The organism is Sediminibacillus massiliensis (assembly GCF_900156915.1).
In the GTDB taxonomy this organism is placed as follows: Bacteria; Bacillota; Bacilli; order Bacillales; family Amphibacillaceae; genus Sediminibacillus_A; species Sediminibacillus_A massiliensis.
In genome coordinates this window covers 517,514-538,600 of record NZ_LT732535.1, presented here as the reverse complement: position 1 = coordinate 538,600, position 21,087 = coordinate 517,514, and the positions used below count along the sequence as shown (strand labels likewise).

Here is a 21,087-nt window from a genome sequence, read left to right as displayed (position 1 = left end):
AGGAGGACTAACATGGGAGAACATAGAAATTCAAGTGGATTTTTAGTAAAGCAAAGGGCCTTTTTAAAATTATACTTGATTACTCTCATCGAGAATAAACATTTGTATGGATTAAAGCTAAGAGATTTATTAAAACAAGAATTTTCCGATCTCGGATATCAGCCTCATCATCCGGAAATTTATAAATCACTTCATGAACTAATTGAGCAAGGAATCATCTATCAAATCAAAGAAAAAAGAGAGGGAAATAAATACCAAGAAGTAGTCTATTACAATTTCACTGAGGATGGCAAGGAAAAGGCAAATGCTTATAAAAAATTGATGAAAGTTGAGTTGGATCGGTGCAAGGCACTTTTGGACAAGGCTATTAGAGACAACTACTAATATCAAGCAGGTATAAATGAGAAAAGAGACACCTTTTCTTATCATTTGAGGAAAAAGTGTCTCTTTTTATTTAACTTACATTGTATTTTTTTAAGTAATGAAGAGTTTGTTCCAAAACTGTTTTCTCGTTCTTGTTAAGCGGCAAAATAGGAAGTCTTACAGAACCGACCTCCAATCCCAACATGGAAAGTGCCTCTTTTACCGGGGCAGGGCTCGGAGCCATGAATAATGATTTCATAATCGGGAGAATATTTTGGTGGATTGTTGCTGCTGAAGCACCGTCTCCAGCGAAATAACTTTGCACCATGTTCTGCATTTCATTACCGATGATATGTGACGCCACAGATACCACTCCATTACCCCCAATGGACAATACAGGCAATGTCAATCCATCATCACCACTGTATAAGGTGAAATCTTCAGCCGTGTCTCTAATAATCTTTGTCATAGCATCAAGATCAGCACTAGCTTCTTTGATGGATACAATATTACTTACTTCGGAAAGCCTGATAATGGTGTCCGGGGTCATACCGACCGCACTACGGCCTGGAATGTTATAAAGCATGACCGGAAGACGCGTTTCATCAGCAATCGTTTTAAAATGTTGATACATACCTTCCTGTGAAGGTTTGTTGTAGTAAGGGGTCACCAGCATAATTCCATCTACACCAATCGACTCTGCCTGTATGGTCAAGTCGATTGATTCCCTGGTATTATTTGAACCTGTGCCAGCAATAACCGGAACTCTGCCCTTTACCGTCTTTACGACGAATTGTATTAACTGGAGTTTTTCTTCCTTTGTCAGTGTAGGGGACTCGCCTGTTGTACCGTTTACGACCAATCCGTCCGTACCATTGGACAACAAGTAGTTAATCAGTTTTTCTGTTTGTCCATAATTAATGTTTCCAGCCTGGTCAAATGGGGTCACCATAGCAGTTAGTACACGACCAAAATTCATTTCACAACACCTCTATTCATAGTTTTGAAAATCATATAAACCAAGTACGGAGACTAAAATCCATATGAATAGAGGCTATCTCATTACAAAGAACAAATTTGTTAGTTAGGGTTTAATAGCACAAAAAAACAGCAACGAGGGCCTCGTTGCTGCATCACTATTAGCAGGATGCATGAGATAGCCCTCCATATAACCGCGCAAATTCAGCTATATGACAGCTCTGCATTTGTTAAATACAGAACCAGTGAACGAGAAGGATGAGTTTCTGTCCACTTCGGCAAATTCCCCTTTCGACAAACCTTCAAAGGATCTCATCATCCTCCGGTTGTCTACTAATGGTTTTTGCACCTCTATCCTCACTTCAAAAGAGTGAAGTAAAGCAGATTAAATTATTACTTAAAATATAACAGATAGAGAATAGCCTGTCACTAAAAAAGATTCATTTTCCTGCACCTTTTTCCAGTAGTGTATGTTTGTACTTTTTCTTGTCCGATTGTTAAGATATAAAGGGAAATAAATATCGGGTAGGAAAAGGAGTGCTTGATAAATGAAAGAGATATCAACAAATGAAGTTGAGCAACTATTAAAAGATAATAAAAATGTGAATATTATTGATGTCCGGGAAGACGAGGAAGTAGCAACGGGAAAGATCCCCGGTTCCCGTCACATTCGCTTAGGAACAATAGAGGATCATAAAGATGAGTTAGACAAGACTGAAGAATATATTTTTGTTTGCCGCTCTGGAAGAAGAAGTGAAAGAGCCGCAAAATATTTCGAAGACCAAGGTTATAAGGTTAGTAACATGACCGGAGGAATGCTCGCTTGGGAAGGGGAAGTAGAGTAATTTCCCCCGGCGTATCAACTTTTTTGATGAATAGGTGGTAAACAATGAGAGTAGCAGAGAACATGACGGAATTAGTCGGTGATACACCTGTAGTTAAATTAAACAGGTTAGTACCGGAAGATGCAGCAGATGTTTATGTTAAATTGGAAATGTACAACCCGACGAGGAGCGTCAAGGACCGGGCAGCATTAAACATGATTACAAAGGCAGAACAGGAAGGTTTAATCAAGCCTGGTGATACAATTATTGAGCCAACTAGCGGCAATACCGGTATCGGATTAGCCATGGTTGCTGCAGCAAAGGGATATAAAGCTGTTTTGGTTATGCCGGATAACATGACAACCGAACGAATCAATATCCTGAAAGCATTTGGTGCAAAAGTAGTTTTGACTCCTAGTGAAAAAAAGATGCCGGGAGCGATAGAAAAGGCAAATGAACTTCATGAATCCACTCCGGGAAGTTTTATCCCGCAGCAATTTGAAAATCCGGCAAATCCGGATGCCCATCGCAACACGACAGCGATAGAACTTTTGGAACAGATGGAAGGAAAAATGGATGCATTTGTTGCAACCGCCGGAACTGGTGGAACTGTAACTGGAACAGGGGAAACATTGAAAGAAAAGCTATCAGATCTATATATAGCTGTAGTCGAACCCAAGGGGTCCCCAGTGTTATCCGGCGGCAAACCTGGTAAACACAAATTGGTTGGTACAAGCCCTGGCTTTGTTCCGCAGATATTGAATACAAATATTTACGATGAAATTATTCAGATAGCCGATGAAGATGCGGTTAATACGTTTAAAAACCTGGCTTCAAAAGAAGGGATATTGACTGGTCTTTCAGGTGGAGCTGCAGTATATGCTGCAATAGAAGTTGCCAAACGGTTAGGAAAGGGAAAACGCGTCGTCTGTATAGCACCTGATACAGGGGAAAGATATATGAGCATGAACTTGTTTGATAGTTGACGATAAAAAACAGTAAAGAACCGAATCTGGTCGGATCTTTACTGTTTTTTTTGAAGTTCAGCTTGTTTTATAAACCGTATTTCATCTTCCATAAGTCCACAAACTCCACATTGGACCCTGACTTTAGGCCCTTGGTACTTCACGTGAAATGGTTCTAATGTTTCATCTGTATATTGTAGGACCATGTCTCCCGAGTTTGGATCTAATTTTACGTAGTTTGGTGTTTGCTCGAAAAGGTTGAATCTTGATTTATTCGATTTGCAATTCGGGCATTGATAGGGTTGACTCATATGAACACCTCCGCAATCTAATATGCCCTAAACCATCGAAATTATTTCTAGCTCTTGGACGACTGCATAAATAAGCTCTTTCTCTTTAATACTAAATAAAAGAGGTGAGGGGTGTCGTTCTTTGTTCATCGGATGTCATGTCAGTATTAAGGAAGGATATTATCATGCAGCTAAGTCTGCAAAACAGTTAAATGCCGCTTCCTTTCAGTATTTCCCTAAAAATCCTAGAAGCCTCAACATAAAAGCATATGATACAGAAGATACCAGGCTCTGCAAACAATTTTGCCATGAACATGATATTGTATCAATCAGTCATTCGCCATACCCAACTAATTTGACACCTGAATCCCCTGAGCAAAAAAAGCGGGTCGTCCGCTCCATCCTAAATGATTTGCACATTTCAGATGCATGTGGTTCATTAGGGGTTGTTGTTCATTTCGGAAAAAATAAGGACGCTAACAACCCTCTATATAGTTATCAATTAATGATCGAGGTTATAAATGAAGTGATGGAGCAGTGGGATGGGAAGAGCATGCTATTACTTGAAAACAACGCAGGGAAACCAGGTTCCATAGGGACAACAATGGAAGAGCTTGTAAAGATCAGACAATTGATCGACAGACCTAACAGTTTGGGTTTTTGCCTGGATACTTGCCATGCTTTTGCAAGTGGACTTTGGAATGGTGATAATTGGGAGTATGTAATGGAGCATGGAAACAACCTTGGTTACTTTCAAAATTTGAAAGTTATTCATTTAAACAACTCAAAATATCAAGCGAAATCAGGAAAAGACAGACACGCGAATATATTTCATGGGGGATATATAACTGAAAAACAGTTTGATTCCATTCTGCAATCATCTGTAATCCAAAATATTCCCCTGATTCTGGAAACACCAAAGGACAAAAAGAATAGCCATGAAAATGAAATTGCTGAAATTAAGTCACGATGGGGGAGATAATCATGGATAGAGCTGCACATTTATGCTAGCTGCGATAACAAAAAGCCTGATTTTCGGGGTCTAATCAGGCTTTGAGTATGTATTTCTATTAATTTATATTTATTTATCATTCCATTCGAAAGACTACATTAGGTTGTAAACAGATTCATCTTCAAAATAGAGCCAATGATAGTATTCCACTTCAGCGTCTGACAAACATACAACTTCATTTTCGTTCATGGAAGTTCTGCTGCACAAGCGTTCAATCATATCATTTCTCATAGCTTGACTCATTATTCGTTTCCCCCTGTAACCTGTAGAAGGTTAATTTGTTTCAATTCTTGATATCATTATATATCTCAAAAAGAGATAATAACAATATCAAAATGAGATAATAACATTAGAAAGCAATATTGCCATGATATTTATCAGGTGTTTAAGCTAATCGAAAGTTAATTTACATCCAGTATGTTAAAGTTTATGAAGGAGATTCCAATCCACCACAAATCAATTGTTAATCGATATGAAGAAAGAGGTAATAAATTATGAGCTTATTACAAATAGGTACAACGATCAGTCTTAAAGTAGTGAATACGAATGAAGAGTATATCTTGTCAGACGGGAAGGAGAAAGTATCACTTCCTAAAGAGGAAGTTACTGAAGATCTGGAAACAGGACAGTGGACAGAAGTTTTCTTGTTTTTAGAGAAAGATGGGAGTTTGTCAGCAACCAAACATATACCAGATGCCAGCCTTGATACATATGGATGGTCAGAAGTCGTGGAAGTGATAAACGATCTTGGCGTATTTGTCGACATCGGTATCCGCAAAGAAATTCTCGTTTCCAAAGATGACCTACCCTTATTGCAAACAGTTTGGCCTAAAGAAGGGGATTCGCTTTTTGTGAGCCTTGAAGTAGATAAGAAAGGGAAATTACTCGCTAAACCAATCACGGAGGGGGATGTCCAACAAGATTTAGTCAGAGCTCCTGATTCCCTGATAAAGAATCAAATAACCGGACGTATTTACCGGGCTACCAAATCAGGATCATTCATGTTGACAGAAGAAGGCTACAGAGGGTTTATTCATCCGAATGAACGCAAACAAGAACCGAGAGTCGGAGAAACAGTTAATGGGAGAGTAATCGATGTAAAGGAAGATGGAACAATAAATGTCTCTTTACTCCCTTTAAAACAAGAAGGCATGCATGAAGATGCTGAGATGATTTTGGCATATTTACAACAACATGGAGGAGAAATGGACTTTACCGATAAAAGCGACCCGGAGGCAATTCGCTCCACTTTCCAAATAAGTAAAGCTGCTTTTAAAAGGGCTCTGGGAAAACTGATGAAAGAAAAGAAAATCTCTCAAACCAATGATAAAACCATATTGACAGAAGAATGATAAAACCAGCACCGGTGTAATAACACACCGGTGCTTTCTAATTAGTCTTTCTTATTGCCGGTTATTTCAGAAACAATTTCGAAAGATTTCAAACGTGCTGCATGATCATATATTTGAGTATTGATAATCATCTCATCGGCCTGAGTTTCATCGAGGAAACGTTGCAATTTGGCTTTCACGGTTTCCGGTCCACCTGATATGGAAGAACCCAACTGCTGATTTAATGCCGCTTTTTCATGGGGACTCATCATTTCGTCGATGTTATCCACAGGAGGTTGTAATGGCATCTGCCTGTTTCTGATCAAGTTCAAAAATTGCTGTTGCAAGGTTGTTTCTAAGTAAGCCGCCTCTTCATCCGTCCCGGCCGCTGTTACATTCACACCAACCATCGCATATGGTTCTTGCAATGTTGCAGATGGTTTGAAACTCCGTCGGTAAAGAGACAAAGCACCTTCAGTATTATGCGGTGAAAAATGGCTCGCAAATGCAAATGGCAATCCCAACTCTCCTGCAAGCTGTGCGCTGAAGCCGCTTGAACCAAGCAACCATATTGGTATATCAAGCCCCTGACCAGGAACAGCCTGAATTGGTAGAGGTTCAGAGGCGAGAGATGGATCAAAATAACTTCTAAGTTCCTCCAACTGTTCCGGGAAGTCTTGTCCGTCGCTTCGACGGTCTCTTCTTAAGGCATGTGCGGTAAGCTGATCAGTACCGGGGGCCCTTCCCAAGCCAAGGTCGATTCTACCCGGGAACAGAGATTCTAGCGTCCCAAATTGTTCTGCGATCACTAATGGTGCGTGATTAGGCAGCATGATGCCTCCAGAACCCACTCTGATTGAAGAAGTGCCAGAAGCCACATGACCTATTACCACAGAAGTTGCTGAACTGGCAATAAAAGGCATGTTATGGTGTTCAGCCAGCCAGAATCGTGTGTAACCCCATTTTTCTGCGTGTTGTGCCAAATCCAACGTGTTTTTAAAAGACAGAGAAGCATTTCCACCTTCCATAATCGGCGACAAATCCAGTACAGAAAAATGAATATCTTTAAGTTGCTTTGATTGATTTTGTTCCGTCATCTTCACATCTTCTTTCCTTACATGATTCGCATTTGGATAAATGCATGTATTTATTTTAACAGCGATTATCTGGGGCGTTAAACATTTTGACTTAATCGGAATAGCAATCAATTACCAGAACCGTAAATTGAAAAAACAAGGATTTATTCGATAATACAGGTTATCGAATAAATGTAGCAACTTATTGAAGAAGCAGACAATTTCTATTACGATTAATACTAGTGTCAATTATCTAAATTCTAGGGGGAGCATCAAGTGATCGACTTAAGAAGCGATACTATTACTAAACCGACTGAAAACATGCGCCTTGCAGCTTATCATTCCAATGTTGGCGACGATGTATATGGAGAAGATCCAACTGTAAACAAACTCGAAGAACAAGCAGCAGAAATGCTGGGGAAAGAAGCCGCTTTATTCGTAACGAGTGGTACTCAAGGAAACCAAATAGCAGCATTAACACACTGCAACCCCGGAGATGAAGTAATCCTGGAAGCGAGTGCCCATATTTATCTTTATGAAGCTGCAGCCTTTTCAGCGCTTGCCGGTGTTCAATCCCGGCCTATTAATGGGTATAGAGGGGCGATGGATCCAGAAGAAGTCAAGAGTGCCATCAGGTCAGAAGATATACATTTTCCTGTAACAAGTTTAATCTGTCTGGAGAACACACACAACAAAGCAGGAGGAGCTATCCTTCCATTAGAAAACATGCAGGCGATTTATCAAATCGCGAAAGACCGCAATATCAGCGTTCATTTGGACGGAGCTCGCTTGTTCAACGCCTCTGTCGCATCTGGAGTGACATTGAAGGAATATGGTCAAAATGCGGACAGTGTACAATTCTGTTTGTCGAAAGGATTGGGAGCACCTGTAGGTTCCATTATCGCAGGGAATAAGTCCTTTATCGACGAAGCACGCAAATGGAGAAAAAGGTTAGGTGGGGGATTAAGACAAGCTGGTATAATCGCAGCACCAGCACTGGTTGCGCTGGAAGAAAATGTGGAAAGATTAACGATCGATCATGAAAATGCACAGTATTTGGCGGATGAAATTGCCAACATCAAGGGAGTAAAAGTTGAAAACAAAGTCGAGACAAACATCCTCCTGGTTAATGTAAAAGGAACAGGACATGATGCTGTCTCATTCATAGATGTCCTTAAAAAGGAGAACATCCTGGCTGTTCCATTCGGTCCCGATACTATCCGTTTTGTAACCAATTACGAGGTCACGAGAGAAAATACAAAAACAGCCATTGCCAGAATTAACGGTGTCCTTTAGTTAATAAGTATATCTCCAATCATTAAAATGTTTGGAGATATTTTTTATGACGAAATAGCAATCAAGTTAATTCAAAACTACATGTGAGAACATTCATTGAATTTTGGGAATCTATATGGAATTTATTCAGTTTATGTTGTAAGCTGAAGTGATATTGGTAGTTTTTACCTTATTATAATAAACTTGTTAAAATTTACAGTGCCAAGAACAATCAGGCAGGTAACAACCAGAGGGGGAAGATAGAAATGTTGAGTTTTAAAAGACAACCAACCGAAAAATCAATATTACTCGGTCTTGAAGAAAATGATAAGGTTGTAAAAATAGATGTGCCAAAAGGTAGCGATATAGAAAAACAACTACATATGATTAACATGAATACAGAAGATTTAAGCATCATCCGTACCATCAAGCCATATATAGTCGCCAATATAGAAGAGATTGTTCAGCAATTTTATAAAAATCTGGAAAATGAACCTTCGTTGATGAAAATAATCCATGACAACAGCAGTATTCAGAGGTTAAAGAAAACGTTAACCAGGCATATAACTGAAATGTTCGAAGGAGTTATCGACCAAAATTTTGTGGATCAGAGAGATAAAATTGCTTACATCCATGTACATATAGGCCTTAAAACCAAATGGTATATGTGTGCATTCCAGGATTTGCTGTTATCAATAATGAAAATAGTAGATGAAATCACCTCTACAAAAGAGGAATACAAGGTATTTAGTATTGCTGTCACAAAAATCCTAAATATCGAGCAACAATTAGTGTTGGAAGCCTATGAGAAAGAAATAGCAAGAATTCAACAAGAAGAAGAGAAGGAAAAAGAGACTCTTAGAAATCAACTAAGAAGAACATCCGAAGAATTGGCTGTAATAACAGATCAAACTTATTCATCTCTTGAAGAAATCACCAATCAATCACATCAGTTGTCAGAGTATACACAGGGCGGGTTGGAGTCTGCCTATGAAACACAGCAGCTTTCACTTAAGGGGAAAGACCGTCTATATATCCAGCAGGAAAAAATGGGAAAAGTCGATGACCAGATGCTTTGGCTGGAACAAGAAATCAATGGGCTGGCAGGGACAACCAATAAGATAAGCGGGATTGCAGATATGGTAACCTCCATCGCCGATCAGACAAACCTTCTTGCTTTAAATGCAGCAATCGAAGCAGCCAGAGCCGGGGAAGACGGTAAAGGGTTTGCTGTAGTGGCAGGCGAGGTACGGAAACTCGCAGAGCAAACTAAAAGTTCTGTAGCAGGAGTATCCAAACTAATCGAGTCGACAAATCAAAAGATATGGGCCATGTCAGATTCCATTGCCCAAATAAAAAAGGTTGTCGGAGAAGAAGTTGAAGAAGTCAGTGAAACCTATCAATTTTTTGATCATGTAGTCGGCTCAATGAATGATGTGAAAAACCGTAGTGAACACAGCCATCAACAATTAGAGGCTTTTGTAAGAGTAATGAATGAAATCAGTGAGGCAGTTGGTCAAGTGTCGGCAACTGCTGATGAGTTGAGCGGGATGTCAAATAAGATTTAAATTGCTTTAACTTAAGTAAATTACCATCATTGGTGAATTGGCGATGATGGTAATTTGAAATAAAGCAGGGGTTTTCCTAAAAAAGGTAAGCTTGCTTAGAGGGGGATCGAAACAGACTTACAATCAAACTAAATTTCTATTTTATTTCTTAGTTTACATAATATATATTATAGGAAGTTATACATCAAAAGATATCTCAAGTCTCAAAAGTCAAGTATTCTTGAGATATTGAGATATCAAAGATAAAAATCAGCTGCAAAAGATTATTCGTTCGTTTTTTCTCTTGTTTCCATCAGTAACTGTTCTGATCGATCAGTCATGCGCAACGTTTCATTATAAAAATCCAGCAATTGCTTAGATGGTCTTGTCCAACTGAATTTCTCGGCTTCCTGTCTGGCGTTAAGTTTCATTTCATTCAATTTATCCTTATCTTCCAAATATTCCAACGCCTTGATCATACTGTCTGTATTACCATTTTCATATAACAGCCCGGTTTTTCCATGATTTATTTGCTCCATCGTTGGTCCGCTCTTCGCTGCAATTACTGGCAATCCCGATGCCATTGATTCCAAAATGACTAATCCGAGCGTTTCTGTTATTGATGGAAATACGAATGCATCTGCTGACGCAAAGGCTTGTGCCAATTCCTCCCCATGCATAAATCCAGTAAAAACAGTATTTGTACCGGAGAAAACCTGCTCCAATTCTTTTCTTGCTGGACCATCTCCCACAATGGCAAGCCGCACATCATCTCGAGCTTCCAATAAAGGCTTTAATTTATGAATTTCCTTTTCGATTGCCAGACGGCCAACAAATAATAATAACTTATCTTCAGGATGCCCATCCGATAACCTTTCCCTCATTTTGTCACTTTGAAAGCCAGGATGATACCCTTCGATATCCACTCCCCGTTTCCATACATGAACATTGTAGAAATCTTTTTCATCAAGTTCGTCTTTAATTGCCTGAGACGTGCATAGATTAAGGGATGCTTTATTATGAAGTTTCCGGAAATAACTCCAAAAAACCGGTTTTAAAGGCCTGTACAGGCGATAGTAATCAAGGTACTTCGGTACATGCGTATGATAAGAAGCTATCAATGGGTAACCTAGTTTCTCAGCGTAATATACCCCTGTAGCCCCGACTAGTGCCGGATTTACAACATGGACCAAATCGGGGTCATGCTTTTCCAGCAAGTTTTTCACCTTTCTCTGTGGTAAAGAAAAAGGCCTGTAACGATAAAAAGGCATCGTGGTAGTCTTTACCCCTTCCACTACTGCCCCCTTATACTCTTTTACACCTAAGTCCGGAGCGATCACAACTACATCGTGATTCAATTTCCGCAGATATTTGATTGCTTCTGTAAGCCTTGTGACCACTCCATCTGTAGAGGGTAAAAAGGTTTCTGTAATGATTGCTATTTTCAACGTGTATTGCTCCTTTTGTTACTCCCAAGAAAAAGATGGTAGTACTTTTGGTTAGTAATTTTGTGTCAGAAATAGTATACCATGAAGCACTTTTATGTATGAAACTCACCCTTTAAGCATCTAATACTATTTCCCATATTATTATGATAACTTGTTTTCCTCAAAAAATAAAATCTATCCATCGAGGACAAGCCGAGTTTACAAAACCATTACAAACTTACCCTTAAGACAATACAATTAAAACATAAAATTTCAATGTTTTATTTTATTCAATTTGCTGAGATTTCTTTATTAATGAAATCTGTAATAATGTGGTTAAAGCTTTCCCATTTCCGCGTCGGGAGCTGGTGAAATGAATTGCTGACAATTGCCATGCGCAAATTTCCGCATCTTTCATAGAAGTCTTTATGCGGGAGCGAGTAGAAGTCTTTAGCACCGTACATAAGCAGCATAGGACACTTGATGGCAGAAAGACTTTCGACACAGTCGAAGAGATACGTTTCTTCATAAAATTGCAGCCAGACAGAGAGATCGCTTTTTTTCATATGATCCACTAACGATTCCCTGTAGCTTTTTGTTTTGGCATGGCTTAAGGCAATCAGGAAGGCCAAAGTATCGGGCGAAGATTTCAGAAGTTTCATCCCAAGCATATATTGGTAATCCAATGATTTTGTGTATACCCTCGGATAACCGCCAGACAAAATCAATGCCTCTACTTTTTGAGGATATTTCAATGTATACGATTGAGCAATCATACCCCCTGCTGAGTATCCACATAGAACAGCACTCTCTAGCTGCTCATTCTTCAAAATCATATCGATTTCTTCCAAATATGACTCAATAAGTGATTCTCCAATGTCGTTCGTAGAGTTACCATGTCCGCTGAAATCGGGCATAATGACACGGAAATCCTTCTTCATGGCCTTTTGGTATTCAAACACTTTGCTCCCCATACCAGGAGGATGGATAAAAAGGACAGGTATCCCCTGCCCCTCTGATTCATATGAAATTATCCCGTTTGCATGTTCGATATTTTTCATAATGGTCCCTTCTTTTATCCCATACTAAAGATTATCTTTCTTCTTTAACGGTTCTTTTGCAGGTCCTTCGATTACTTCTCCGGAAATCGAAAATCTTGATCCATGACAAGGACAATCCCAAGTCCTGTCACCGGAATTCCAATTCACTTCACAGCCTAAATGTGTGCACGTTGTATCGACCAAATGCACCTTGCCGTCCGTGTCTCTATATACTCCAGTTCTCATTCCTTTGATTCGGATTACTGCGGCTTCATCTTTACCTACATCTTCAATATTTTTTCTAGTATATTCTAGTTTTCCTTTTATTAATTCTTTTGATACATTGGAGTTTGTTTTGATGAATTCTTTGAGATCCGGATCAGCATGAAAACGAGTCGGTGCGAACAGTTCCTGATAACGGTTATCTGTATTGGAAATGATGTCAGAAATCAGCATAGCCGCTCCGGTCCCTTGCGTAATCCCCCATTTTTTGAAACCAGTCGCAACTAGTATATCGGGTTGGTCATCTGTCACTTTTCCAATGAAAGGCATTTTATCCAGAGTAACTAAATCTTGCGCCGACCATCTATATCCATATTCTTCAACGCCGAAATTAGTCTGTGCAAAGTCTAAGAGTTTGTCATAATAATCGATTGTATTTCCGCCTTGGCCAGTCTTATGCCCTTCCCCTCCAACTAACCAGTATTCTTCTCCATTTACAGAGAAATTACGCAGCGAACGTGATGGTTGTTCAGCATTAATGTACATTCCACCAGGATACTTCTTTCCTGCCTTGACTGCAATGACATAAGAGCGTTGAGGATGCATCCTTGCCGAAAAAAACGCCTCAGCACCTACAAACGGAAAATGTGATGCAGCAATAATTTTATTGCAGTGGATTTTATAGTTTTCACGCGTGATTATCATCGGTTTCTTGCCATAATTTGCATTTACTGCGGTGGTATCCTCGAAAATAAGTCCTCCGTTTTCTTCAATATACTCTACCAGGACAGCCAAATATTTGAGTGGATGAAATTGAGCCTGGTCTTTCATTGCAACTGCAGCTTTGACAGGGAGATCGAGTGGTATATCTTCAGCCCACTTTCGAGGAATACCTATTTGTTCATAAGCCTGCAATTCTTTTTTTAACTGGTTCACATAATGGTCTGATTCTGTGTAAACAAAAGCATCTTGAATCTCATAATCACAATCAATGTTATGTTCTTTGATCACTTCCTTCATAAACTCCATGGATTCTTTGTTAAAATCATAGTAAGCCGTTGCAGTCTCTAAACCGAAGTTTTGAATAAGTTCATCATAAATCAATCCATGCTGGGCAGTTATTTTTGCAGTTGTGTGGCCGGTAGTGCCATTTAAAATTTTGCCGGCATCAAGCAATGCTACTTTAAACCCCTTTTTCGTAAGTAAATATGCAGCAGTGATGCCTGTTATACCGGCCCCTACAATTCCTATATCAACTTCGATATCTTGCTGCAATGATGGAAATTGTGGCAGTTCTACACTTTCTCTCCAATATGGCTCGGGAAATTGCGGCATTCGGGATTGACTAGCTTGTTTTTTCATCATTTTCCTCCTAATGTTAGTTGAATTCCTGTTTGTATTATTGTTCCTTCGAGAAGTAATCTGTAAACCAAATTACAAAGGAACAATTGCTTTCGCCTGCCTGCAAAGTTCAAGAGTTTCTAAGTACACGGAATTAAATCATTAACATGTGCTCAAACAACGGTTGTTATGCCCCTTTTTTGGCTTCATCTATCGTAAACGCCTTTATTCCTTCTATTTACTCATTCGTCCAAGCACTCTTATAATTTTTTCCATATCATATAAAGTAACCTGAAAGGAGGTTGAAAATCATTGAAAATTGTTATTGACCCGGGGCATGGCGGTACGGACACAGGGGCAATTTACCAAAGCCATCAAGAGAAAAATTATAACCTCTCTCTCGCACTTGCGGTACAAAGAGAGTTACGGAATCGATATGAAGTGGAAATTGTGATGACTAGAACAAAGGATGAGACAGTGTCGTTAGAAAACCGTACAAATTTCGCTAATTCAGAGAACGCTGACTTTTTTTTGTCGATACACCATAATGCTGCTGGAGGAAGAGGCTTTGAAAGCTATATATATAATGGGCCGCTGGCACCTTCCACTCAACAATACCAGTCTATAATCCATGACAGGATTGTAAATAACTTAACATCTGAATACGGGATAAGGGATAGAGGGAAAAAACGCGCAAATTTCCATGTACTGCGAGAAACTGACATGTCTGCCCTTCTGTTGGAAATCCTATTTATCGACAATCCGGATGACTTGAAATTGATAACAAATAGTGCTTTCCGTAGTGATACCGCGAATGCTATTGCACAAGGAGTTGCAAGTGCCTTAAAATTACCAGTGAAGCAACAACCGGAAGAACCTGGTGTTCTCTATAAAGTCATTGCCGGCTCATTCACAGAGAGAGAAAACGCTCAAAACCGTATAAATTTCCTGGATGAAAAGGGAATTGATTCATTTATGGTCCCGGCAACCATCTCTGGCAGGCAATATTTCCGTGTCCAGGCTGGTGCATTTGCTGATAGGCAAAACGCCGAAACACAAGTCGAAAGACTGGGAAATGTCGGCATAACAGATGCATTTATTTTGACACAAGGTGAAGAAGTTTCAGCTCCACCCTCTCCTGAGGATGGCTTCTCTATTGAAGGAGAATCCCGGTTGCTTGCACACCAGTTAGATGAATTCGTAAAGACCATCAACAAAGATGCTCCTTTACTCGGTGAGTTTTATATCAAATATGGAAACGCTTATGGAATCAGAGGAGACACAGCTTATGCCCAGGCCATCCATGAAACGGATTATTTCAGATTTACAGGTATAGTAAACGAAGACCAAAATAATTTTGCGGGTATCGGAGCAACAGGCCCAAATAATCCCGGAGCAAGTTTTGACACCATGGAGGATGGCGTTCACGCCCATATACAGCACCTATATGCCTATACTTCGAAAGATCCTATTCCAAGCGGCTTACAAAAGATCGATCCAAGGTTTGATCTTGTAGCACGGGGAAGTGCACAAACATGGACCCAATTAAATGGGAAATGGGCGGTTCCCGGCACGAATTATGGTCAAAGTATATTAAGTATTTTCAGACGGAATATTGAACATGCAATGACACAAATAGAAAAACAAAGGGATCAACTGGAGGATCTTTTAGACAAAATATAATTAGAGTAAATGAAAGGCCGGGGAAGCACCCGGCCTTTCATTTACTCATATGTAGATTTAATAATATCCCAATAAATCGTATAATGATTATATAAAATTTTAAAGGAGGAAAATAATGGGCATATTTGATGGTTTTCTTGGAAATGCATCAGAGGTTGATTTAGAAAAAGTCGAGACAGAAATGGAAATGCTTCTAACAGAAGAGGAAAAGTTGGAAAATGTGTTTAAAATCATCAGGGATTTAATTGTCTTTACGAATAAACGATTGGTATTTGTTGACAAACAAGGAGTTACTGGTAAAAAAACGGAATACCATTCCATACCATACCGATCGATCACAACTTTCAGTGTCGAAACAGCTGGAAGCTTCGACATTGACTCAGAATTGAAAATATGGATATCGGGGATTGGAGAACCCATCATCAAGGAATTTAAAAAAGGAGATGAAATTCATCATGTACATAGGGTATTAGCAGCCCATGTATTATAAAATATTATGCTCTTGTTTTCGTTTTGCCCTTAATTCAGACGGTTATATGTAAAATAAAAAGAAAACTATGGAGTGATAATTATGGTTTCAGCACATATGGTTGTGAGCGGGTCTGTTCAAGGAGTCGGATTCAGAGCCTCAGCTCAGCAAAAAGCAACAGAACTTGGAGTGAATGGATGGGTAAAGAACAGGACTGACGGGAAAGTGGAATTGGAAGCCGAAGGTAGTCAAATTCAAATAGAAAAATTCATTAAAACGATAAAAGATGGTCCGAATCCCTTTATTGAAGTGAAGAATATGGAAATAACGAAGTCAGAGCAAGATAATGGGTATCAAACATTCAAAGTTGTTTATTAAATACAACAGGCTGCATGAGCGATGTAATAATCGTTCATGCAGCCTGTATGGTAAGTATCATTAACGGTCTTCAAAGAATTTGCGGTTAAGCGCAATGTATTCATTTTCTTCTTCTGGAACTTCATCTTCCATATATATTGCTTCAACCGGGCAGACTGCCTCACAAGCTCCACAATCAATACAAATATCTGGATCGATATAGAACATATCTTTTCCTTCTTCTATACAATCAACTGGGCAGACTTCCATGCACTCGCCAGCTTTTTCATCTTTACAAGGTGATGTAATTACAAAAGCCATGTAAAATACCTCCTTTACTTCTCCACATTCTTGTAGTTATTTAGTATACCAAAAAAACCAAGGACGCTATCAGGAAATATAATGTATTAAATATATGCCGGACAGCTTAAAGCATAGTTATCTCATTTGCGTACATGGTAAAAAATTTTGGTATTAGCAATGATTGCTAAACATTAATTTTGAGTATACTACATATTTCTCCATATTTCTACCCAAAGAATAATCCGCACATCAAAAGAAAAGACACAAAAGGGGGTCCTTTTATGTCTTCCATATTCTTTCAACGATACTTTCTCCTCCAACCTTCTGGACAAGAAAAATATCTGGATTTGTAAAACCTTTCCAATGAGTAAAGCCAATGTCTGCCTGAAATTCTTTCAAAAGAATCGCAAGTAAGTTTCCGTGAGTGACGATAGCTACATTTTCACAGTTATTATCGGCCATTACTTCATTTATTAATTCCAGAGACCGGGACCTTGCATCATTCGACGATTCCCCTCCAGGTAATTTAAAGTCCAGGTTGTTAAAGGACTCTTCCAATACGTCCATCCAGTCATCCACAGGCTGGACGCTTAACATTCTTTCCTGTAATCGCTCATCAATGTCAATAGGAAGATGATTGATTTGCGCATATGGCTTTATGCTCTCTATCGCACGCAAAAAAGGACTAGAGATAATTCGATCAAGTTTATAACTGTTTTTTTCAAAAAAATCGGCAATAAGTTTAGATTGCCTTACCCCGTCCCTTGTCAACGGTGAGTCTTTATGCTGCCCTTCTGCATTACAATGGCGAATCATGAATAGCCTTTTCATGCACATCATCTCCTCCACTTAGCTTATGTCTATTATCTAGCAAATCAGACATAAAAACAAGAAAATTAAATACTTTCAAAATTATTAATGCTTTTTTAAAGGATACTTCTTATTTTAACCTAGGAACCAACTATTTATTCAAAAAAAATTAAATATGTGGAGTGAGCAGTTTCCGACACATATCTCTCTTAGGCGTTCATAGGATAGTATTAGCACTAAATACCCAGGAAAGAAGTTGATATTATGGGCGTTCGGTTGATAAAAATCTCCGTTATTTATTTTGTCATTGGTGTAATAATTGGATATGTCATGTCCATAGTCCATGATCACACACTGACCGGTGTACATGTCCATATTAACCTACTTGGTTGGACTGCTTTAACGTTAGCCGGCATTATTTACTACTTGTTCCCCAAACTGGCTGCTAACAAATTGGGGTTATTTCATTTCTGGCTTCATAATTTAGGCTTACCGATTATGATGGTTTCACTTACTGCAATGCTGCTTACAAATAATACGGCTTTCACCGGTGGAGTTGCCGTTGGAGCTACTATGATCCTGATCGGTGTTTTATTATTCGCTTTCAATGTTGTCAAAAACCTGAAGCTTGATTAACATAGCTACAGTTAAAAATAACCGGGTATGATTGCCCGGTTATTTAATCATTCATCAATCATTCAAGTCATAATTCCTTGAAGTACTCTTTTAGAAAGCCGCCAACTCGATTTGTGTTGTCGACAATGAAGTAAAATTCTTCTGTTTCATTTTTCACATCATACACTTTACCAGGTGTGAGCGTAGTGTCGACAACGAACTTCTTTGCGTTCGCATGAATGCACTCCACTTGTTTGATTGTTTTGTTATTGATCCAATTTTTATGTATCACTTAATAATCTCTCCTTATTTTTCGTCGATACCATCAATTATTGTATCATTTTTCTTCTAACAGCAAAGACATTTCTAAAGATAAGGACTAATGTCTGGATAAATCCTACTTCAATCCTTATTAACTCTATTGTAAACGAATGAAAATGGGCAATACAACAAGTTCGTTTGTGTTGTATTGCCCAGCTCTTTTATTCAAACAAGTAAGACAAGTAACCATAACCTAGCTCTTCCATTTTCTCCCGGGGAACAAACTTCATTGCAGCAGAATTCATGCAATAACGCAGGCCACCACGGTCTGTAGGCCCATCTTCGAATACATGTCCCAAATGAGAATCCGCTTCCGTACTTCTAATTTCCGTCCGAATCATGCCGTGCGATGTATCAGTTTTTTCCTGTACTTGATGTTTATCAATTGGTTTAGTAAAACTTGGCCAGCCACAGCCGGCATCATATTTATCTTTCGAGGAAAACAGCGGCTCGCCCGAAACGATGTCGACATATATTCCCTCTTCTTCATGGTTATAATATTCGTTCTGGAAAGGGGCTTCCGTTCCATTTTCCTGTGTTACATGGTATTGGATAGGGGAAAGCTTTTTTCTAATTTTCTCTTTATCTACCGGTTTTCTCCAATGTCTTTCGATAAAATCCTGTCTTCCAGACCCTTTTTTGTACAATTTATAATGGAACGATTGCTTTTTGTAATAATCTTGGTGTTTTTCTTCTGCTTTATAGAATGTACTTGCAGGAAGAATCGGGGTCACAATAGGATTATCGAACCTGCCGCTTTGTTCCAGTTCCCGTTTCGATTTTTCAGCAAGCTCTTTTTGCTTCTCATTATGGTAAAAAATAGCCGTTTGGTATGATTCACCACGGTCATTGAATTGACCTCCTGCATCTGTCGGATCAATCTGTTTCCAAAAGATTTCCAGCAAGCGTTCATAAGAAAAAATATCAGGGTCGTAAGTTATTTGGACCGCTTCTACATGTCCTGTTGTATTCGAGCAAACTTCTTCATAAGTAGGGTTTTCTGTTGTTCCGCCAGTATAACCCGAGATTACGCTATAAATACCAGGACGTTCATCAAATGGTTCTACCATGCACCAGAAACAACCTCCAGCAAATGTTGCTCTTTCTTGATTTATTTCAGCCATGCATTATCCCTCCTGCTAATAATTAGAAATACTGACACATCATCAGTATTTCTAATCTGTTTTCTCTATTTTTTCGCTTTATAGACAAAAAATCAAGCAGGGTGCATCAAAGTTTTATATATATAATTTAGGAGTTGAAATTCCATCTTCCTTCTTAACTGCCTTAGCCGGCTTTTTAGGTTGTTTTATGGAGGATTCAATTTTATGAAGGTTTTCCTTTTCATTTACTTTTACTTTTGCTTTTTCCTCATCTTCGAACACTGGGTCCTTATCTCCATCCTCCACCTCTTCTGTAGACTCAGATTCATTGAACGCTTTGATCATGTTTATCATCATTGGCAGATTTTTCACCATCGGACCATATTGCTGGACAATTGGTGCAGCAGACTGAGCCATCTTCAAGACTTGCTGAATATTTCCCAAAGTGTTTGTTACCTTTCCTCCCCCGGCCATTGTAGACGGGACTCCTCCCCCGCCTTGCATAAACTTTTGCATTAGACCCTGTAAACCGCCCCTTGCTGGTACTCCGTACTGCTGGTAGGGTTGAGGAGGCAGGAAGTTCCCTGTGTGGTTTACTGGTGGAGAGAAAGGGAACTGTCGAAATGACCGTGGCGCTTGATTTGGTGAAAACACAGGAATCCCTCATTTCCGTAAGTTGATAGTTTATTGTACGCCAGGAAATTAAATAGGTGTAGGCAGATTCATAACAAAAAAGAACAAATCAGAAGAAACGATTTGTTCTTTTTCTAAAAATTTTAGTCTGATATCACATCAGCGGTAATAATTAAAGCAAAGGTTCCACTCAATATTAGTCCAAACAGAACAGCAGAAAGCATTTTCCTCACTTCCTTTTCCGGAAATCTGTTACATCATTAATTACATTATAAGCCCGGAATTCCGGCAAGAATCGGAAAAAGTTTGTCAATTTCATGAAGGTGCACGAGTTATTTCCCGGGCAAGCGCATAAACCGACTTTACCTGCTATCCAACTGCACGCATAGTGTCGTCAATTGACGTTAAAAAGGGAATGAAGCTTGTATTTGCAAATGGTCTTTCCATTTTTCCACATTAATTCGACAACTTTCCCCTGGCCAATCTGCATGGCATCACGATCTCGTTTTATTTCGATCGTTTGATTCATGGGAAATAACCGGTATCCTTCAAAGTGGATTTCAAAGAGATTTTCGAGTTCATTCCTTCTTACTTCTTTTCCATAGGTCAGTATGTGGTTTTCCAGTGACAGAGGCATAGACATGAAACTCCCCCATTATGCGAATAATATTTTACTTTAATTTATGATTCGCATAAGAAAAGATTTACATCAAGTGCCTCTTTTCTTCTGTATTGATATAAGTATCGGTGATATTCATAAAATCATTTAAATGGAAAGGGAAATCTATACCATACTTCTCTAATAACGTCGTGTTTCTAGTAAACTTTTGTACATAATCAAATCCTAATGGACATCCTGATTGAATTAAAGTATCCAAAATAGATATAATTGTTTGAAATGCCGCCGTAACTTCCATCGTTTCCATAAGGGACAAGTCATTTATCTCCGGAATTTCCAGTAATTTAAACTCTCTCAATTTTTTTATGTATTCTTCAGAAAAAAATACAGGGAAAACTCTTTGGTACAAATCTTGAATAAGGTCTGTTATATAATCATGTTGATCGGGAGTAGACGCTGTGACTACCTTCATATTAATCCTCC

Annotated in this window: 25 protein-coding genes and 1 riboswitch; of the genes, 11 read left to right on the top strand and 14 right to left on the bottom strand. The window is 38.9% G+C overall.

Features of this window, described 5'->3' with window-relative positions; genetic code table 11:
• Window positions 1–12: 12 nt before the first annotated feature.
• Complete coding sequence (locus CZ434_RS03470; protein WP_077621817.1) at window positions 13–384, top strand: helix-turn-helix transcriptional regulator; 372 nt, start codon at window positions 13–15, stop codon at window positions 382–384.
• A 70-nt stretch (window positions 385–454) separates the two neighbouring features.
• On the opposite strand, the gene dapA is transcribed toward CZ434_RS03470, so the two are convergent.
• On the bottom strand, window positions 455–1,342 hold the full coding sequence (gene dapA / locus CZ434_RS03465; RefSeq protein WP_077621816.1) for a 4-hydroxy-tetrahydrodipicolinate synthase: 888 nt from the start codon (window positions 1,340–1,342) through the stop codon (window positions 455–457).
• Window positions 1,343–1,512: 170 nt separating this feature from the next.
• Window positions 1,513–1,703: riboswitch (Lysine riboswitch) on the bottom strand.
• 186 nt (window positions 1,704–1,889) lie between these two features.
• Between dapA and CZ434_RS03460 the strand changes: the two genes are divergently transcribed.
• Together CZ434_RS03460 and cysK are read left to right on the top strand one after the other, a co-directional pair.
• Window positions 1,890–2,186: a rhodanese-like domain-containing protein gene (locus tag CZ434_RS03460; protein WP_077621815.1), complete on the top strand. Its 297-nt coding sequence runs from the start codon at window positions 1,890–1,892 to the stop codon at window positions 2,184–2,186.
• A gap of 44 nt (window positions 2,187–2,230) precedes the next feature.
• On the top strand, window positions 2,231–3,151 hold the full coding sequence (gene cysK / locus CZ434_RS03455) for a cysteine synthase A (protein ID WP_077621814.1): 921 nt from the start codon (window positions 2,231–2,233) through the stop codon (window positions 3,149–3,151).
• 38 nt (window positions 3,152–3,189) lie between these two features.
• On the opposite strand, the gene CZ434_RS03450 is transcribed toward cysK, so the two are convergent.
• Entirely contained in the window at window positions 3,190–3,441 is a 252-nt protein-coding gene (locus CZ434_RS03450) for a DNA alkylation repair protein (protein ID WP_077621813.1), read from the bottom strand.
• A 121-nt stretch (window positions 3,442–3,562) separates the two neighbouring features.
• On the opposite strand from CZ434_RS03450, the gene CZ434_RS03445 reads away from it, so the two are divergent.
• Complete coding sequence (locus tag CZ434_RS03445) at window positions 3,563–4,402, top strand: deoxyribonuclease IV (RefSeq protein ID WP_077621812.1); 840 nt, start codon at window positions 3,563–3,565, stop codon at window positions 4,400–4,402.
• A 123-nt stretch (window positions 4,403–4,525) separates the two neighbouring features.
• Here CZ434_RS03445 and CZ434_RS21805 read toward each other — a convergent pair whose 3' ends face one another.
• Entirely contained in the window at window positions 4,526–4,675 is a 150-nt protein-coding gene (locus CZ434_RS21805; protein WP_143262115.1) for a BH0509 family protein, read from the bottom strand.
• A gap of 251 nt (window positions 4,676–4,926) precedes the next feature.
• Between CZ434_RS21805 and CZ434_RS03440 the strand changes: the two genes are divergently transcribed.
• The gene (locus CZ434_RS03440) at window positions 4,927–5,784 is read left to right on the top strand and encodes a CvfB family protein (RefSeq protein ID WP_077621811.1); all 858 of its coding nucleotides are present in this window, start codon (window positions 4,927–4,929) and stop codon (window positions 5,782–5,784) included.
• Window positions 5,785–5,825: 41 nt separating this feature from the next.
• Here CZ434_RS03440 and CZ434_RS03435 read toward each other — a convergent pair whose 3' ends face one another.
• The gene (locus tag CZ434_RS03435; protein ID WP_077621810.1) at window positions 5,826–6,860 is read right to left on the bottom strand and encodes an LLM class flavin-dependent oxidoreductase; all 1,035 of its coding nucleotides are present in this window, start codon (window positions 6,858–6,860) and stop codon (window positions 5,826–5,828) included.
• Between the two features lie 255 nt (window positions 6,861–7,115).
• Between CZ434_RS03435 and ltaE the strand changes: the two genes are divergently transcribed.
• Window positions 7,116–8,135, top strand: a complete 1,020-nt coding sequence (gene ltaE / locus CZ434_RS03430; protein ID WP_077621809.1) for a low-specificity L-threonine aldolase — start codon at window positions 7,116–7,118, stop codon at window positions 8,133–8,135.
• A 245-nt stretch (window positions 8,136–8,380) separates the two neighbouring features.
• The gene (locus CZ434_RS03425) at window positions 8,381–9,682 is read left to right on the top strand and encodes a globin-coupled sensor protein (RefSeq protein ID WP_077621808.1); all 1,302 of its coding nucleotides are present in this window, start codon (window positions 8,381–8,383) and stop codon (window positions 9,680–9,682) included.
• A gap of 263 nt (window positions 9,683–9,945) precedes the next feature.
• On the opposite strand, the gene CZ434_RS03420 is transcribed toward CZ434_RS03425, so the two are convergent.
• From CZ434_RS03420 to CZ434_RS03410, 3 genes are all read right to left on the bottom strand, one after another.
• Entirely contained in the window at window positions 9,946–11,109 is a 1,164-nt protein-coding gene (locus CZ434_RS03420) for a glycosyltransferase family 4 protein (protein WP_077621807.1), read from the bottom strand.
• A 269-nt stretch (window positions 11,110–11,378) separates the two neighbouring features.
• Complete coding sequence (locus CZ434_RS03415) at window positions 11,379–12,149, bottom strand: alpha/beta fold hydrolase (RefSeq protein WP_077621806.1); 771 nt, start codon at window positions 12,147–12,149, stop codon at window positions 11,379–11,381.
• A 24-nt stretch (window positions 12,150–12,173) separates the two neighbouring features.
• Complete coding sequence (locus CZ434_RS03410; protein WP_077621805.1) at window positions 12,174–13,715, bottom strand: FAD-dependent oxidoreductase; 1,542 nt, start codon at window positions 13,713–13,715, stop codon at window positions 12,174–12,176.
• A gap of 288 nt (window positions 13,716–14,003) precedes the next feature.
• Between CZ434_RS03410 and CZ434_RS03405 the strand changes: the two genes are divergently transcribed.
• From CZ434_RS03405 to CZ434_RS03395, 3 genes are all read left to right on the top strand, one after another.
• Complete coding sequence (locus CZ434_RS03405; RefSeq protein ID WP_077621804.1) at window positions 14,004–15,374, top strand: N-acetylmuramoyl-L-alanine amidase; 1,371 nt, start codon at window positions 14,004–14,006, stop codon at window positions 15,372–15,374.
• 115 nt (window positions 15,375–15,489) lie between these two features.
• On the top strand, window positions 15,490–15,864 hold the full coding sequence (locus tag CZ434_RS03400; protein ID WP_077621803.1) for a PH domain-containing protein: 375 nt from the start codon (window positions 15,490–15,492) through the stop codon (window positions 15,862–15,864).
• Window positions 15,865–15,945: 81 nt separating this feature from the next.
• Window positions 15,946–16,221, top strand: a complete 276-nt coding sequence (locus tag CZ434_RS03395) for an acylphosphatase (RefSeq protein ID WP_245830917.1) — start codon at window positions 15,946–15,948, stop codon at window positions 16,219–16,221.
• A 60-nt stretch (window positions 16,222–16,281) separates the two neighbouring features.
• Here the strand turns inward: CZ434_RS03395 and CZ434_RS03390 are convergent, their stop codons facing one another.
• Together CZ434_RS03390 and CZ434_RS03385 are read right to left on the bottom strand one after the other, a co-directional pair.
• Window positions 16,282–16,521, bottom strand: a complete 240-nt coding sequence (locus CZ434_RS03390; RefSeq protein ID WP_077621802.1) for a ferredoxin family protein — start codon at window positions 16,519–16,521, stop codon at window positions 16,282–16,284.
• A gap of 261 nt (window positions 16,522–16,782) precedes the next feature.
• Complete coding sequence (locus tag CZ434_RS03385) at window positions 16,783–17,334, bottom strand: histidine phosphatase family protein (protein ID WP_077621801.1); 552 nt, start codon at window positions 17,332–17,334, stop codon at window positions 16,783–16,785.
• A gap of 243 nt (window positions 17,335–17,577) precedes the next feature.
• Here CZ434_RS03385 and CZ434_RS03380 point away from each other — a divergent pair, with 243 nt between their 5' ends.
• A complete protein-coding gene (locus tag CZ434_RS03380) occupies window positions 17,578–17,949 on the top strand; it encodes a cytochrome-c oxidase (RefSeq protein ID WP_077621800.1) in 372 nt (123 codons plus the stop codon).
• A 67-nt stretch (window positions 17,950–18,016) separates the two neighbouring features.
• On the opposite strand, the gene CZ434_RS03375 is transcribed toward CZ434_RS03380, so the two are convergent.
• The 5 genes from CZ434_RS03375 to CZ434_RS03355 form a co-directional block, all read right to left on the bottom strand.
• A complete protein-coding gene (locus tag CZ434_RS03375; protein ID WP_077621799.1) occupies window positions 18,017–18,220 on the bottom strand; it encodes a DUF6501 family protein in 204 nt (67 codons plus the stop codon).
• Window positions 18,221–18,410: 190 nt separating this feature from the next.
• Window positions 18,411–19,373, bottom strand: a complete 963-nt coding sequence (msrB, locus tag CZ434_RS03370) for a peptide-methionine (R)-S-oxide reductase MsrB (RefSeq protein WP_077621798.1) — start codon at window positions 19,371–19,373, stop codon at window positions 18,411–18,413.
• A gap of 114 nt (window positions 19,374–19,487) precedes the next feature.
• Window positions 19,488–19,868 carry a VrrA/YqfQ family protein gene (gene vrrA, locus CZ434_RS03365; RefSeq protein WP_077621797.1) on the bottom strand — a complete coding sequence of 127 codons (381 nt, stop codon included), beginning with the start codon at window positions 19,866–19,868 and terminating at the stop codon, window positions 19,488–19,490.
• A gap of 511 nt (window positions 19,869–20,379) precedes the next feature.
• Window positions 20,380–20,628, bottom strand: coding sequence for a DUF2584 family protein (locus CZ434_RS03360; protein WP_077621796.1), 249 nt, complete (start codon window positions 20,626–20,628; stop codon window positions 20,380–20,382).
• Between the two features lie 61 nt (window positions 20,629–20,689).
• Window positions 20,690–21,076: a DUF5365 family protein gene (locus CZ434_RS03355; RefSeq protein WP_077621795.1), complete on the bottom strand. Its 387-nt coding sequence runs from the start codon at window positions 21,074–21,076 to the stop codon at window positions 20,690–20,692.
• Window positions 21,077–21,087 lie beyond the last annotated feature (11 nt).

Coding starts and splice junctions, on each gene's coding strand:
- CZ434_RS03425 (WP_077621808.1), top strand. CDS start 8,381: ATGTTGAGTTTTAAAAGACAACCAACCGAAAAATCAATATTACTCGGT.
- CZ434_RS03435 (WP_077621810.1), bottom strand. CDS start 6,860: ATGACGGAACAAAATCAATCAAAGCAACTTAAAGATATTCATTTTTCT.
- CZ434_RS03440 (WP_077621811.1), top strand. CDS start 4,927: ATGAGCTTATTACAAATAGGTACAACGATCAGTCTTAAAGTAGTGAAT.
- CZ434_RS03415 (WP_077621806.1), bottom strand. CDS start 12,149: ATGAAAAATATCGAACATGCAAACGGGATAATTTCATATGAATCAGAG.
- CZ434_RS03385 (WP_077621801.1), bottom strand. CDS start 17,334: ATGAAAAGGCTATTCATGATTCGCCATTGTAATGCAGAAGGGCAGCAT.
- CZ434_RS03470 (WP_077621817.1), top strand. CDS start 13: ATGGGAGAACATAGAAATTCAAGTGGATTTTTAGTAAAGCAAAGGGCC.
- CZ434_RS03400 (WP_077621803.1), top strand. CDS start 15,490: ATGGGCATATTTGATGGTTTTCTTGGAAATGCATCAGAGGTTGATTTA.
- CZ434_RS03360 (WP_077621796.1), bottom strand. CDS start 20,628: ATGTCTATGCCTCTGTCACTGGAAAACCACATACTGACCTATGGAAAA.
- cysK (WP_077621814.1), top strand. CDS start 2,231: ATGAGAGTAGCAGAGAACATGACGGAATTAGTCGGTGATACACCTGTA.
- msrB (WP_077621798.1), bottom strand. CDS start 19,373: ATGGCTGAAATAAATCAAGAAAGAGCAACATTTGCTGGAGGTTGTTTC.
- CZ434_RS03395 (WP_245830917.1), top strand. CDS start 15,946: ATGGTTTCAGCACATATGGTTGTGAGCGGGTCTGTTCAAGGAGTCGGA.
- CZ434_RS03460 (WP_077621815.1), top strand. CDS start 1,890: ATGAAAGAGATATCAACAAATGAAGTTGAGCAACTATTAAAAGATAAT.
- CZ434_RS03380 (WP_077621800.1), top strand. CDS start 17,578: ATGGGCGTTCGGTTGATAAAAATCTCCGTTATTTATTTTGTCATTGGT.
- CZ434_RS03355 (WP_077621795.1), bottom strand. CDS start 21,076: ATGAAGGTAGTCACAGCGTCTACTCCCGATCAACATGATTATATAACA.
- CZ434_RS03450 (WP_077621813.1), bottom strand. CDS start 3,441: ATGAGTCAACCCTATCAATGCCCGAATTGCAAATCGAATAAATCAAGA.
- vrrA (WP_077621797.1), bottom strand. CDS start 19,868: ATGCAAAAGTTTATGCAAGGCGGGGGAGGAGTCCCGTCTACAATGGCC.
- CZ434_RS03390 (WP_077621802.1), bottom strand. CDS start 16,521: ATGGCTTTTGTAATTACATCACCTTGTAAAGATGAAAAAGCTGGCGAG.
- CZ434_RS03410 (WP_077621805.1), bottom strand. CDS start 13,715: ATGATGAAAAAACAAGCTAGTCAATCCCGAATGCCGCAATTTCCCGAG.
- CZ434_RS21805 (WP_143262115.1), bottom strand. CDS start 4,675: ATGAGTCAAGCTATGAGAAATGATATGATTGAACGCTTGTGCAGCAGA.
- dapA (WP_077621816.1), bottom strand. CDS start 1,342: ATGAATTTTGGTCGTGTACTAACTGCTATGGTGACCCCATTTGACCAG.